10 protein-coding genes are annotated in these 13,655 nt (G+C 67.6%); 8 read left to right on the top strand and 2 right to left on the bottom strand.

Going from position 1 to position 13,655, the window contains the following annotated elements:
- The first annotated feature begins 11 nt into the window (after nt 1-11).
- The 8 genes from gcvT (at nt 12) to KKR91_RS16155 (ending at nt 9,895) form a co-directional block, all read left to right on the top strand.
- Nucleotides 12-1,145, top strand: a complete 1,134-nt coding sequence (gcvT, locus tag KKR91_RS16190; RefSeq protein WP_210227307.1) for a glycine cleavage system aminomethyltransferase GcvT — start codon at nt 12-14, stop codon at nt 1,143-1,145.
- Between the two features lie 93 nt (nt 1,146-1,238).
- A complete protein-coding gene (gcvH, locus tag KKR91_RS16185) occupies nt 1,239-1,616 on the top strand; it encodes a glycine cleavage system protein GcvH (RefSeq protein WP_210227309.1) in 378 nt (125 codons plus the stop codon).
- On the top strand, nt 1,613-2,914 hold the full coding sequence (gene glyA / locus KKR91_RS16180; protein WP_273544902.1) for a serine hydroxymethyltransferase: 1,302 nt from the start codon (nt 1,613-1,615) through the stop codon (nt 2,912-2,914). Before gcvH ends, glyA begins: the two co-directional genes overlap by 4 nt.
- A gap of 10 nt (nt 2,915-2,924) precedes the next feature.
- Nucleotides 2,925-4,340 (top strand): L-serine ammonia-lyase, encoded by a 1,416-nt coding sequence (locus tag KKR91_RS16175; RefSeq protein WP_210227311.1) that lies wholly within the window; start codon nt 2,925-2,927, stop codon nt 4,338-4,340.
- A gap of 100 nt (nt 4,341-4,440) precedes the next feature.
- Nucleotides 4,441-4,815, top strand: coding sequence for a hypothetical protein (locus tag KKR91_RS16170; RefSeq protein ID WP_210227313.1), 375 nt, complete (start codon nt 4,441-4,443; stop codon nt 4,813-4,815).
- Between the two features lie 123 nt (nt 4,816-4,938).
- Nucleotides 4,939-6,513, top strand: coding sequence for an alanine/glycine:cation symporter family protein (locus KKR91_RS16165; protein WP_210227314.1), 1,575 nt, complete (start codon nt 4,939-4,941; stop codon nt 6,511-6,513).
- A gap of 188 nt (nt 6,514-6,701) precedes the next feature.
- The gene (locus KKR91_RS16160) at nt 6,702-8,501 is read left to right on the top strand and encodes an L-lactate permease (protein ID WP_237687418.1); all 1,800 of its coding nucleotides are present in this window, start codon (nt 6,702-6,704) and stop codon (nt 8,499-8,501) included.
- A 95-nt stretch (nt 8,502-8,596) separates the two neighbouring features.
- Complete coding sequence (locus KKR91_RS16155; protein ID WP_210228237.1) at nt 8,597-9,895, top strand: FAD-binding oxidoreductase; 1,299 nt, start codon at nt 8,597-8,599, stop codon at nt 9,893-9,895.
- A gap of 94 nt (nt 9,896-9,989) precedes the next feature.
- Here the strand turns inward: KKR91_RS16155 and KKR91_RS16150 are convergent, their stop codons facing one another.
- Both KKR91_RS16150 and KKR91_RS16145 read right to left on the bottom strand, forming a co-directional pair.
- Nucleotides 9,990-12,776, bottom strand: a complete 2,787-nt coding sequence (locus tag KKR91_RS16150; protein ID WP_210227315.1) for a molybdopterin-dependent oxidoreductase — start codon at nt 12,774-12,776, stop codon at nt 9,990-9,992.
- Complete coding sequence (locus tag KKR91_RS16145) at nt 12,773-13,645, bottom strand: FAD binding domain-containing protein (RefSeq protein WP_210227316.1); 873 nt, start codon at nt 13,643-13,645, stop codon at nt 12,773-12,775. Before KKR91_RS16145 ends, KKR91_RS16150 begins: the two co-directional genes overlap by 4 nt.
- Nucleotides 13,646-13,655 lie beyond the last annotated feature (10 nt).

Genomic DNA, 13,655 nt, shown 5'->3' with positions numbered 1-13,655 from the left:
GGACCGCGATCATGACTGAGAAATTCACTGCCCTCTACGAAGAGCACAAACGCCTCGGCGCCTCCTTCACCGACTTCGGCGGCTGGCAGATGCCCCTGAAGTACAGCTCGGAGCTGGCCGAGCACCACGCGGTCCGCAAAGCCGCCGGCCTCTTTGACCTCTCCCACATGGGCGAAGTGGAGGTCACCGGCCCCGACGCCGGCGCCTTCCTGGACTACGCGCTCACCGGCAAGCTGTCCGCCGTGAAGGTGGGGCGCGCCAAGTACTCGCTGATCACCAACGAGGCCGGCGGGATCATCGATGACCTGATCAGCTACCGGCTCGCCGAAGACTCCTACCTGGTGGTGCCCAACGCCGGCAACGCCCCGGTGGTGGCCGCCGAGCTGGCCGCCCGCGCCGACGGCTTCGACGTCCGGGTCCACGACGCCTCCGCCGACACATCCCTGGTCGCCGTGCAGGGCCCGAACGCCGAGGCCATCGTCCTGGCCCTGGTACCCGCCGGCCAGGCGGAAAAGGTCACCGGAATGAAGTACTACGCCGCTGACACCGTGGACCTGGCCGTGGGCGGGGAAGCGGGGGAGCGCACCCTGAACCTGCTGCTGGCACGCACCGGTTACACCGGTGAAGACGGCTTCGAGATCTACGTCCCGAACGACGACGCCGCGGCCCTCTGGGGTGCGCTGCTCGCCGCGGGTGCGGAGTCGGGCCTGATTCCCGCCGGCCTGGCCTGCCGGGATTCGCTGCGCCTGGAAGCGGGCATGCCGCTGTACGGCAACGAGCTCTCCCTGGACCTGGACCCCTACGCCGCCGGCCTCGGTCCGGTCGTCGCCCTCTCCAAGGAGGGCGACTTCGTGGGCCGCGCCGCCCTGGAAGCCAAGAAGGAGCAGGCTCCGGCCCGCCGCCTCGTCGGCCTGAAAGGGGCCGGCCGCCGCGCCGGCCGCTCGCACTACCCGGTCCTTTCCGATGGCGCCGTGATCGGCGAAGTCACCTCCGGCGCCCCGAGCCCCACGCTTGGCTATCCGGTTGCACTGGCCTACGTCGACACGGCCTTCGCCGAGCCGGGCACGGAAGTCCAGGTGGACCTGCGCGGCAAGCCCGAGCCCTTCACCGTCGTCGCCCTCCCGTTCTACAAGCGCGCGAAGTAGCACCGTCCGGGCGGCGAAATGCCGCCCGGACGGCCCCCAGACCTAGACTTTGAACTAGTACAGAACCAGCAGACGCAGTGAAAGGCACATCCCATGAGCAAAGTTGATGCAGGACTCCGCTATTCGGCCGAACACGAGTGGGTGGACGGTTCCAGCCCCGTAAAGGTCGGCATTTCCGCCGTCGCCGCCGACGCCCTGGGCGACGTGGTGTACGTTGACCTGCCCGAGGTCGGTTCCGTCATCACCGCGGGCGAGACCTGCGGCGAAGTGGAGTCCACCAAGTCCGTCTCGGACCTGTACGCACCGGTCTCCGGCGAAATCGTGGAGATCAACCAGGAGGCCATCGACAACCCGGCCCTGCTGAACGAGGACCCGTACGGTGCCGGCTGGCTCTTCACCGTCAACACCACCTCCGAGGGTGCGCTGCTCAGCGCCGAGGAGTACGCAGAGAAGAACGGCGGCGAGCTGTGACCGATTACCTGAACGCGCACCTCGCGCAGATCGACCCGGAGGTGGCGCAGCAGATCGACAACGAGCGCCGCCGCCAGCAGTCCGGCCTGGAAATGATCGCTTCGGAGAACCACACCTCCGTGGCCGTGATGGAATCCCAGGGTTCCGTGCTGACCAACAAGTATGCCGAGGGCTACCCGGGCCGGCGCTACTACGGCGGCTGCGAATACGTGGACGTCATCGAGCAGCTGGCCATCGACCGGGCCAAGGACCTCTTCGGCGCGGGCTTCGCGAACGTGCAGCCGCACTCCGGCGCACAGGCGAACGCCTCGGTGATGCACGCCCTGATCCGTCCGGGCGACACCATCCTGGGTCTGTCCCTGGCCCACGGCGGACACCTCACGCACGGCATGAAGATCAACTTCTCCGGCCGCCTCTACAACGTGGTGCCGTACAACGTTGCCGAGGACACGCAGCGGATCGACATGGCCGAAGTTCAGCGCCTGGCGCAGGAACACCAGCCGAAGCTGATCGTCGCCGGCTGGTCCGCCTACGCCCGGCAGCTGGACTTCGCCGAGTTCCGCCGGATCGCCGATTCCGTGGGCGCCTACCTGATGGTGGACATGGCCCACTTCGCCGGCCTCGTCGCCGCCGGGCTGCACCCCAGCCCGGTCCCGCACGCCCACGTGGTCACCTCCACCACGCACAAGACCCTGGCCGGTCCGCGCGGCGGCATCATCCTCTCCAACGACGCCGACATCGCCAAGAAGATCAACTCCGCTGTCTTCCCGGGACAGCAGGGCGGCCCGCTGGAGCATGTCATCGCCGGCAAGGCCACCGCGTTCAAGATCGCCGCCACCCCGGAGTTCAAGGAACGCCAGGAACGCACCCTGGCCGGCGCCCGGATCCTCGCCGAGCGACTGCTCGCCGACGACGTCGCCGCCAAGGGCATCTCCGTGATCTCCGGCGGCACCGACGTGCACCTGGTGCTGGTGGACCTGCGCAACGCTGCCCTGAACGGGCAGGAAGGCGAAGACCGGCTGGCGCAGATCGACATCACCGTGAACCGCAATGCCGTGCCGTTCGACCCGCGCCCGCCCATGGTCACCTCCGGCCTGCGGATCGGCACCCCCGCCCTGGCCACCCGTGGCTTCGGCGAGGACGCGTTCCGTGAAGTCGCGGACATCATCGCGCTGGCACTCATTGCCGGTGCCGATGATGACCTCTCGCCGCTGAAGGACCGCGTCACCGCCCTGGCGAAGGCACATCCGCTGTACACCGAGGTGGCCGACCTGGCCACTGCACCGGCGCACGTCTAAGGAACCCCCCATGGCTGTCGGCGTTTTTGACCTCTTCTCCGTGGGCATCGGCCCCTCGAGCTCACACACCGTGGGCCCGATGCGTGCCGCTGCCGTCTTCGCGGGGGAACTGGCCGACGCCGGCGTCCTGGAGTCCGTGGCCGGTCTCCGCGTGGACCTGTACGGGTCGCTCGCGGCGACCGGCCGCGGGCACGGCACCATGACCGCGGTGCTGCTGGGGCTGGAGGGCTTCGCGCCGGAGAAGATCCTGCCGGCCGAAGTCGAAGAACGCCTGGCCGCAATCGAAGCGACCCGGAAACTGCAGCTGTGCTCGCAGGTGCCCGGTGCCGGTTCCCGCATCCTGGAATACGGGGAAGCGGACATCGTGCTGCATCCGCTCACTGTCCTGCCCCGGCACACCAACGGTTTGAAGTTCGCCGCCATGGCGGCCGACGGCGGTGTGCTGCACGAGGCGACGTTCTTCTCCGTGGGCGGCGGGTTTATTGTGCGCGACGGCGAGGAGCGCGCAGCTGCCTTGGAGCTGGAATCCACCAAGGCGGCGCTGCCGTTTCCGTTCCGCACCGCCGTCGGGCTGCTGCAGCACTGCACCGACAACGGGCTGAGCATCAGCGGGGTCATGCTCGCCAACGAAAAAGTGTCCCGTTCCGAGGCCGAAATCCGCGCCGGACTGCTGCACATCCGCGACGTGATGGAGGAATGCAAGAACTCCGCGATCTCCCGCACCGGACTGCTGCCCGGGGGACTGAAGGTCCGCCGCCGCGCCCCGGCCTGGCACACCCGGCTGCGCGCCGAGGATCCGGATCGGGACCCCAGGTTCTGGCAGGAATGGGTGAACCTGGTGGCGCTGGCCGTCAACGAGGAAAACGCCTCCGGCGGCCGCGTGGTCACCGCACCCACCAACGGTGCGGCGGGGATCATCCCGGCGGTGATGTTCTACGCCACCCACTACGGCCCCGGCATGGAAAACGCGACGCAGGAGGAGCGCGACGACGTCGTCGTGCGTTTTCTGCTCACAGCAGGAGCAGTGGGCGTCCTCTACAAGGAGCAGGCCTCGATTTCCGGCGCCGAGGTGGGCTGCCAGGGTGAGGTGGGATCGGCGTCGTCCATGGCGGCTGCCGGGCTGGCCGAGATCCTTGGCGGCAGCCCGGAGCAGGTGGAAAACGCCGCCGAAATCGCGATGGAACACAACCTGGGCCTGACCTGCGATCCGATTGGCGGGCTGGTGCAGGTGCCGTGCATCGAGCGCAACGCCATCGGCGCGGCCAAGGCCGTCAACGCGGCCAAGATGGCGCTCTGGGGTGATGGCGACCACCGTGTTTCGCTGGACGAAGTGATCGTGACGATGCGCGAAACCGGACGCGACATGAGTTCGAAGTACAAGGAAACCGCGCTCGGCGGCCTCGCCGTGAATGTGGTGGAATGCTGAGCCGGGCGGCCGTGGCAGGTTGAGCACTGCCGGTTCCTTTGATAGACCGTAAGGACGCTTAGTGAGTGCACCTGCTGTCCATTAACGGGAGGAATCCATCATGGCTGAACGCGGAAACACCACGCACGGGCGCCGCCTCGACGAGGAAATGAAACTGGAAACCGACGGGCTGACCCGGAACGCGGTGCCGGACCGCGCCCAGGAATGGCGCCAGCCCGAACCAATGCCGGATGACACCGATTCGCAGGAAGTCCTCGACGCGATGGAACCAAACGGCGTGTTCGGCTTTCCGCCGGTTTTTTCGGCCATAATTCCGGATCCCGCCGTGATCCCGGACCCCATCCCGGACCCCATCCCGGACCCCGGCACCATTCCCAGCCCCGGCACGGCCGCCAGCCCCGGCACCATTCCCGCTCCCGGCGCCGCTCCCACTCCCGCCACCGCCGGTTTCCTCAACCGCAGAAAGGACGCGTAGGGCTGACAGCACTGCGTGCGCGGCGCTGATGCTTCCAGTGTGATTTGTGCAACACCAGTGGTTTAAGTAAGGCTGTGTAGGCATATTCGACAGCATGCTTACTTGAACCGAGGTTTTACACGAATGAGCACAGCCCGATCAGTCCCGCTTGCCCCGGCATCCGCGGAGGTGGGGTGGCTTGGCTCCGTCGATGCGACCATCAACTCCTTCTTCGAACCGATCACCGCGGTGTTTTCCGGAATCGTGTTCTTCCCGATCACCGTCGGCGCCCTCAGCTTCCCCGCCGTCGTCGCCTGGCTGATCGTGGCCGGCGTCGTCTTCACCTTTTACTTTGGTTTCATCCAGTTCCGCGGCCTGAAAGTGGCCGCCGAGGTGATCCGCGGAAAGTTCTCGTCGAAAGACGATCCGGGGGAGGTGCCGCACTTCCAGGCCCTGACTTCCGCCCTGTCCGGAACCGTGGGCCTCGGCAACATCGCCGGCGTCGGTGCGGCCATGGCCCTCGGCGGGCCCGGTGCGACCTTCTGGATGATCCTGGCCGGCCTGCTCGGCATGGCCTCGAAATTTGCCGAGTGCACCCTCGGGGTGAAGTACCGGGAGGTCCATGAAGACGGCTCGATCAGCGGCGGGCCGTTCAAATACCTGCCGGTCGCCTTCAAGCGCTTCGGCCGGTGGCCGGCCAAGATCCTCACCGGAACCTTCGCGGTGGCGATCCTGCTGTTCGGGGTGGCCGGCGGCAACATGTTCCAGGCCAACCAGACCTTCGCCCAGATCCAGAACGTCACCGGCGGCGACGACGGCATCCTCGGCAGCGCCGGCGCGGCCCTGCTGTTCGGCGTCGTCCTGGCTGTCCTGGTGGCCGTGGTGATCCTGGGCGGCATCAAATCCATCGGCGCCACCACCTCCAAGCTGGTACCGGCCATGGCCGCCGTCTACATTGTGGCCTGCCTGTTCGTCATCATCGTGAACTTCGAGAATGTTCCGGCCGCCTTCGGTGCCATCATCGACGGCGCCTTCCGTCCCGAAGGCTTCGCCGGCGGGGTTGTGGGCGTCATGATCGTCGGTTTCCAGCGGGCGTCCTTCTCGAACGAGGCAGGGGTGGGGTCCGCAGCCATTGCGCATTCTGCGGTCAAGACCCGCCGGCCGGTCAGCGAGGGCTTCGTGGCCCTGTTCGAGCCACTCATGGACACCGTCCTCATCTGCACCATGACCGCCCTGGCCATCATCATGGCCGGCGCGCCCAGCCTGCAGGCGGGGATCCAACAGGTGCAGGGCGGCGGGGATGCGCCCGACGGCGTCATCCTCACCTCGGATGCCTTCGCCACCGTCCTGCCATGGTTCCCCGTGGTGCTCTCCATCGCCGTCGCCCTCTTCGCCTACTCCACCCTCATCACCTGGTCCTACTACGGCCTGAAATCCTGGGAATACCTCTTCGGCCGCGGCCGCCGCCGTGAAATCGCCTACAAGGTCATTTTCCTGACCTTCACCGTTGCCGGCTGCGTCCTCTCCTTCAGCCAGGTCATCAGCTTCACCGACGCCGCCCTCTTTGTCTGCGCGTTCGTGAACCTGCTCGGCGTGTATCTGCTGCTTCCCGTGATCAAGCGGGAAATGAAGGAGTACCTGGCAGACCGCAAGAGCGGCAAGCTGGAGATGCTCGGAATCGAAGACGAGGACATCAAGGAGGCCGCGGCCAGCGCCTAACGGCCCGGCCCGGTCCCGGCAAAGGAATCCTCCCCGGCAGCGGGCCAGCTGCCGGGGAGGATTCTTTTGCTTGCCACCCGTTGACCGGAGAACCCGGGGAGCCTAGGGTCAACGCTACGTTCACTGCAACGGGGGGAGCCCCTCTGTGCTGGGTGGGCACCAGTCACGGCAAAAACAAAGGGGTTTTTGTGGATATCCAGACGCAGGCCTTTCAACAGATCATCGATCCGGTAGGGGGCTCGCTGGTCATTTCCGCGATCCTCGCCGCGCTCCCGCTGCTCGTGCTTTTTGTGCTGCTCGGCGTATTCCGGATGAAGGCCTGGCAGGCCGGCATCATCAGCCTGGTGCTGTCCATCCTGTTGGCCGCCATTGCCTGGCGGATGCCGGTGGGACAGGTGGCGGCGGCCACCGGACTCGGTGCGTTTTACGCGATCTTCCCCATTCTCTGGATTCTGATCAATGCCCTGTGGATCTATAAACTCACCGTCGCCACGCCGTGGTTCGAGGTCCTGGGCCGGACCATCCGTTCCATTTCGGATGACCTGCGGATCCTCTCGATCCTGATTGCCTTCTGCTTCGGCGCGCTGCTGGAATCCCTGGCCGGCTTCGGCGCACCGGTGGCCATCGCCGCAGCCATGTTGATGGCGGCCGGGATGAAGCCGCTGAAATCGGCCATCGTGGCGCTGCTGGCCAACACCGCACCGGTTGCGTTCGGAGCCATGGCCGCTCCGATTATCGCCCTGAACGGGGTGACCGGGATTCCGCTCCAGGAACTGTCCTCGATGACCGGGCGCCAGACACCGTTTATTGCCCTGGTGGTCCCGTTGATCCTGGTCTTCCTGGTAGACGGGAAACGCGGCCTGCGGCAGACATGGCCGGTGGCCCTGGTCTCCGGAGTCGTGTTTGGCCTGGCCCAGTTCGTCGCGTCGAACTTCTTCGTGGTGGAGCTGACCGACGTCGTGGCCGCCGTCGCCACGGTTATCGCCGTCCTGCTCATGCTGCGGGTCTGGCAGCCGGCTGAAATTATCGGGATGTCCGGGCAGGTACAGGAGTCCACGGAGGCCCGCCAACCGGTGGATGAGGCCCGCCAGTCGGTGGACGCCGGCAGTTCAGGAGTGTCGGCCGCAGCTGCAGGTCCGGACGCCCAGGCAGACGCGCAGGCAACCGGCACCCCACCGAACGGCAAGGGCGCCCGCGGACGCCGCTCCGCCGCAGCACCTGCGGACAGGGACAACGCCCGCCCCGATGCACGCAGCGTCTGGATGGCAACCGCCCCCTACCTGATCATCATTGTGGTGTTCTCGCTGGCCCAGGTCCCGGTCATCAAGACCTGGCTGACCGAAATCGGCAGCGTGACCTTCCGCTGGCCGGGGCTCGACGTGGTGGATTCGGGCGGCAAGGCCGTCAGCGCGCAGACCCTGCGCTTCGATCACATCCGGGCCACCGGCACCCTGCTCCTGTTCGCCGGCATCCTCACGATGCTCCTTTACCGGATCCGGCCGGGACAGGGCGTGAGGGTCTACGGGGACACCCTGAAGCAGCTGCGCCTGACCATCGTCACGGTCTGCGCGGTGCTGGCACTGTCCTTTGTCATGAACCTCTCCGGACAGACCACCACGCTCGGTGTCGCGCTGGCCTCCGCCGGCGGATACTTTGCCCTGCTCTCGCCGCTGCTGGGCTGGATCGGGGTGGCCTTGACCGGGTCCGACACATCGTCCAACTCGCTGTTCGGGCAGCTGCAGGTTGCCGCCGCCAATGAAACCGGTCTGTCAGCCACCCTGATGGCGGCATCGAACTCCTCCGCCGGCGTCCTCGGGAAGATGCTGTCGCTGCAGAACCTGGCCATTGCCGCGGCGGCCGTGGGTTTGGAAGGCTCGGAAAGCACGCTGTTCCGTAAGCTCATCGGCTGGAGCCTGGGGCTGCTGGTGCTGATGACCCTGCTGATCTGGCTGCAGTCCACGCCGGTCCTGGACTGGATGGTGCCGTGAGTATTTTCTCCGACCCCGATGCCGTCTGGGGAACCGCAGCACCTGCGGCCCTGGATCACCTGCTGGGCGCGGCCCCGCACGCCTCCACCGATCCCATGGACCGGGAACGGGCCAGCACCGACCGCTCGGGTTTTGTCGCCGACACGCATCCGGACGGCGTCGTTTTCGCGGAATCCGCAGAAGACGTGGTGGCCACCCTGCAGCTGGCAACCGACCACCGCGTGCCGGTGGTGCCGCGCGGGGCGGGCACCGGGCTGGCGGGCGGCTCGTCCGCGCGGTCCGGCGAGGTGGTGCTTGACGTCTCGCGGATGAATAACATCCTGCGGATCGATCCGGTGGAACAGCTCGCCGTGGTGCAGCCCGGCGTGCTGAATGCTGAAATCAATGCCGCCGCTGCCGAGTACGGCCTGTTTTACGCCCCGGATCCTGCCAGTACCGCCATCTGCTCCATCGGCGGCAACATTGCCACCAATGCCGGCGGGATGCGGTGCGCCAAGTACGGAGTCACCCGCGAGTCGGTCCTGGCGCTGCGCGTCATCCTGGCCGATGGGCGGGAACTGCGCACCGGCCGGGAAACCATCAAGGGTGTCACCGGCTATGACCTCAATGCGCTGATCATCGGTTCCGAAGGCACGCTGGGCATCGTGGTCGAAGCCACCCTGCGGCTGCGCCCGCTTCCGGTGGCTACTGCCACCGTGGCGGCCTTCTTCCCGGACGTTGAAAGCGCCGCACGGGCTGCTTCTGCCGTGGTGGCGGCACGGATCCAGCCGTCCATGATGGAACTCATCGACGGTCCGACCCTGGAAGCGGTGGATGCCGCACTGGGCACCGATTACCGGTCCCGCGGGGCTTCGTTCCTGCTGGTGCAGACCGACGGTTACGGTGCGTTCCTGGAACAGGAGGTGGTGCTCGACGCCATCAATCCGCACGCCACCTCCTGCACCAAGGCGGCCGACGACGACGAAGCAGCCGCCCTGGTGAAGGCGCGGCGGGAGGCCATCCCGTCCTTGGAGAAGATCGGCCGGGTGTCGATCGGCGACATCGGGGTACCGCGCGGCAGGCTCGCGGAAGCCGTGACCGGGCTGGAGGAAATCTCTGCTGCCACCGGAGTGCGGATCTTCACCATTGCGCACGCCTCCGACGGCAACCTGCATCCGATGATCGTGATGGACCCGCAGGACTCCGTGACGGAGGGGCCGGCCAAGGAGGCGCTGGGGCAGATGTTCTATCTGGCCCACCGGCTCGGCGGCACCCTGACCGGCGAGCACGGGGTTGGACTGCTCAAACGGGACTGGGTGGCGGAGGAGCTGGGGGCAGTGTCGGTGGGCGTGCAGCACGCCATCCGCCGGGCCCTGGACCCGCTGGGCATCCTGAATCCAGGCAAGGCCATTTGACGCCGGGTAGGCCCGGTGGAATGCGCCTGCGGGTCGCCGAACTGCGCGCGGCTTCCGGGACGGCCGGAGACCCGGTCCCGGGCAGCGGCCCGGCCTAGACGCCCACCGGACCGATCTGGACTCCTGCGGCCCCGGCCTGGACACCCGGCGGGCCGGCCTGCGTAGGCCGGCTGGCCTGCAGGGCCAGGAACACGGTATCCCGGGCCAGCGGCAGGGACGGAAAGCGGATGCCGGTGGCATCGCGGACAGCGTTGGCCAGTGCCGGGGCCACCGGATTGAAGGGGCTTTCGCTCATGGACTTGGCACCTTTCGGTCCCAGCGAGTCGTCCGTGTCGGCGAAGAGGACCTCGGTGCGGGGTATGTCTGCGAAGGTGGGCACGTGATATTCGCGCAGGATCCTGGTCTCCACCTCTCCGGTTTCGCTGACCCGGACCTTCTCGAACAGCGCGGCCCCCAACGCCTGGGCTATGCCGCCCTCAATCTGGCCCCGGCACTGCATCGGGTTCATCACCACTCCCGCGTCGGCTGCATGCACGCTTTGCAGGATCCGGATCTCGCCGGTGCCGCTGTTCACCGCCACCCGGAAGCCCTGCACGTTGAACGCCACCGACCGCGGGGTGCCGCCCCAGCGTCCCTGCGCTGACAGGTTGATCCCGGCTTCCTGCGCCCGGGCGGCCACCTCGGCCAGGGACAGGCGCTCGCCGCCGCATTCCACCGCCTCGGCTTCCAGCACCACCTGGGCGGAGGTGTTCGCGAAGAGCGACGCCGCGAATCCCTTGAGCAGCACCGCCAGTTCCTCGGCTGCTGCCAGGGTGGCCTTGCCTGCCACCACGGTGCCGGTGGAACCGTAGGCTCCGGTGTCATGGTCCACCAGATCGGTGTCCGACTGCCGGATCACCACCTGGCCCGGATCCGTGTGCAGCGCGGTGGCTGCCAGCTGCGTGTGGACGGTGGTGGTGCCGTTGCCGAATTCCGCCGTGCCGACGTCGAGCCCGTACCGCCCGTCCGGAAGGAGCATGATTTTCGCGTGTGAGATGTGACCGCGCGGGGGCACGGTGTCGATCATGGCGACGGCGGTTCCCGCGCCCACCAGCCACTGCGGATCCAGGCCCTCACCGGATGTCTCCGCGGAGACCAGGCCGCGGTCCAGTGCGTCCCGGACCAGATCGACGCACTGGTCCAGTCCGTAGCTGCCGTAGTGCACGTCCTCCGCCGGCTCCGCTGCGGTGGAGAGCATCGCGTCCCCCTTCGCCACGACATTGCGGCGGCGGAACTCCAGCGGTTCCATCCCGATCCCGCGCGCCAGTTCATCCAGCGCGGATTCGACCGCGAAAATCATCTGGCTCAGCCCGTAGCCACGGAACGCCCCGGAAGGAAGCGTGTTGGTGTAGACCGCCCGGGCGTCCACCTTCTTATTGCGGCAGCGGTAGACCGCAACCGATTCGCCGCAGCCATGGAACATGACTCCCGGCGCGTGGTTTCCGTACGCCCCCGTGTTCGTGGTGACATCCAGCTCCAGGGCGGTCAGCGTCCCGTCGCGCGCCGCGCCGGCCCGGACGCGGACGGCGAACGGGTGCCGGACCGTGCTGGCCGTGAACTGTTCCTGGCGGGTCAGTTCCAGCTGGACCGGCCGGTTCAGGCGCAGCGCGGCCAGCGCCACCAGGTCCTCGGTGAGCACTTCCTGCTTGCCGCCGAAACCGCCGCCCACCCGCCCGGCTACCACCCGCACCGACTCCGGCTGCAGGTCGAAAATCCGGCACAGCGTCCGCCGGACCAGGAACGGCACCTGGCTGGAGGTGCGCACCGTGAGCCGGCCGGCGTCGTCGAACCAGGCAACGGCGGCGTGGGTTTCCAACGCCACGTGCTGCAGCCGCTGGCTTTCGTAGGTGTTTTCATGAACGACGGCGGCGGCGGCGAAACCCGCGGCGAGGTCACCGATTTCGGAGTGCAGCTCGGCCACGATGTTGGAGCCGGTATCCGCGTCCGGATGCAGCAGCGGGGCATCCGGGGCCAGGGCGGCGGCCGGGTTGAAGACGGCGGGCAGCAGCTCATATTCGACCTTGATCCGCCGGGTTCCCTCGGCGGCGGCAGCCACCGAGGATGCGGCGACTGCGGCCACCCGCTGGCCCTTGAAACGGACCACGTCGTCCAGGATCCGGGTATCGTCCGGGTCGTCGGTGTGCAGTTCGTGCTGGGCGCTGGAAAAACGCTGCAGCGGAGCGTCGTGGTGGGTGAAGACCGCCTCGACCCCGGGAACAGCCAGCGCTTCGGACGCATCAATGGAGACGATCCGCGCGTGCGGATAGGGGGAGCGGAGGATTTTCAGATGCAGTAGTCCGGGCAGTGCCGGGCCCGGCAGATCCAGGGTGTAGCGGGCGGTACCGGTGACGATGGCGGGCCCGGCCGGGGCAGGAATGTTGGCGCCGATGCTGCCGGTGCCGGGTGTGGCAGTATGCCGCACGCCGCAGACGGCGTCTTCGATCGCCCGGTAGCCGGTGCAGCGGCACAGGTTGCCCTTCAGGTTCCGCGGCAGGTCCTGCTTCTGTTCCTCATCGAAGGTTGCGGCGGTCATGATCATCCCGGCGGTGCAGAAGCCGCATTGGAACCCCTGGGCGTCCAGGAACTGCTGCTGCATCGGATGCAGGCCGTCCTCCCCGGCCAGGCCCTCGATGGTGGTGATTTCCCGACCCTCGGCCCGGACCGCCGGATAAATGCAGCTGTGCACCGGTTTGCCGTCCACATGGACGGTGCAGGCCCCGCAGTCCCCGGCGTCACAGCCCTTTTTCACACCCAGGGTGCCCTGTTCGCGCAGGAAGGTCCGCAGGCACTGCCCGGGAAAGGGGATGGCCTCAACCGCGGTGTTGTTGATCCGGTAAGTCATTGGACGCCGTCCTTTCCGTCGGGAGAGAAACCGGGAGAGGGAACCGGCGCGGCGAGCTCAGCCCGGATTTCCTCCGCCAGCCGTCCGGTCATGTAGCGCCGCCACTCCGGAAGCCCGTGCACGTCGTCATGCCACAGGCCGGGTTCGACGGCGGCGTCCAATGCCGCCCGCAGCTCCGCCGCATCCGGTGCCGAGGCAAAGCGGACCTGGACCGGCCGCTTGGTCGCCGCCGTCACGGTCAGCACAAAACCGCCGTCGGCATCCAGCCGGCCGATCAGCAGCGCCCCCGACCGGCCCAGATTGGTCAGCGACTGCCGCCGGAACGCGGTGCGGGATTCCAGTGCGGCTGCGGGAACGCTTACGCTGCGCAGCAGTTCGCCCGGAGCCAGTGCGGTGCGGCAGTCTCCGGTGACCAGCTCGGTCACCGGCAGCCGGCGGGTGGAGCCATCGGGACTGTGGATCAGGGCGATGCCGTCCAGGGAAGCGGTGAGCGCGGTCATGGGGCCGGCGGGCAGTCCGGTGCAGATGTTCCCTCCGACGGTGGAGACATTCCATACCTTGAAGGAGGCCACGAAGGAGTCGCAGCAGAGCGCCACCAGGTCCAGGGCGCGCCACCTGGTGCGCAGGTCAGCCGGTGCCGCCCCGGGGTAGGCGAACAGCTCGGCGATGGTGCAGGTGGCGGCGATCTCCAGCCCGGCAGCGGAGGCCGTCAGCGGTTCCCACCCGGCGGTGGTGATGTCGAGCAGCCGTTCCAGGGTGTCGCTGCCGTAGGAGAACAGCACGGTGCCGCCGGCCAGCCAGGCGTCTCCGGGACGCCATTGACCGGGGTCGGCCGTGTGCACCAGATGTGAGACGGTGGGCAGATCCATGGTGCTTCCC

Origin of the sequence: Arthrobacter jiangjiafuii (assembly GCF_018622995.1) — a bacterium.
In the GTDB taxonomy this organism is placed as follows: Bacteria; Actinomycetota; Actinomycetes; order Actinomycetales; family Micrococcaceae; genus Arthrobacter_B; species Arthrobacter_B jiangjiafuii.
The sequence above is the reverse complement of the archived record's forward strand: the minus strand, read 5'-3'. Positions and strand labels throughout refer to the sequence as shown.

Excerpts from the sequence above, each read along its gene's own strand:
- gcvT (WP_210227307.1), top strand. The coding sequence starts at position 12 with ATGACTGAGAAATTCACTGCCCTCTACGAAGAGCACAAACGCCTCGGC.
- gcvH (WP_210227309.1), top strand. The coding sequence starts at position 1,239 with ATGAGCAAAGTTGATGCAGGACTCCGCTATTCGGCCGAACACGAGTGG.
- KKR91_RS16175 (WP_210227311.1), top strand. The coding sequence starts at position 2,925 with ATGGCTGTCGGCGTTTTTGACCTCTTCTCCGTGGGCATCGGCCCCTCG.
- KKR91_RS16170 (WP_210227313.1), top strand. The coding sequence starts at position 4,441 with ATGGCTGAACGCGGAAACACCACGCACGGGCGCCGCCTCGACGAGGAA.
- KKR91_RS16165 (WP_210227314.1), top strand. The coding sequence starts at position 4,939 with ATGAGCACAGCCCGATCAGTCCCGCTTGCCCCGGCATCCGCGGAGGTG.
- KKR91_RS16155 (WP_210228237.1), top strand. The coding sequence starts at position 8,597 with ATGGACCGGGAACGGGCCAGCACCGACCGCTCGGGTTTTGTCGCCGAC.
- KKR91_RS16150 (WP_210227315.1), bottom strand. The coding sequence starts at position 12,776 with ATGACTTACCGGATCAACAACACCGCGGTTGAGGCCATCCCCTTTCCC.
- KKR91_RS16145 (WP_210227316.1), bottom strand. The coding sequence starts at position 13,645 with ATGGATCTGCCCACCGTCTCACATCTGGTGCACACGGCCGACCCCGGT.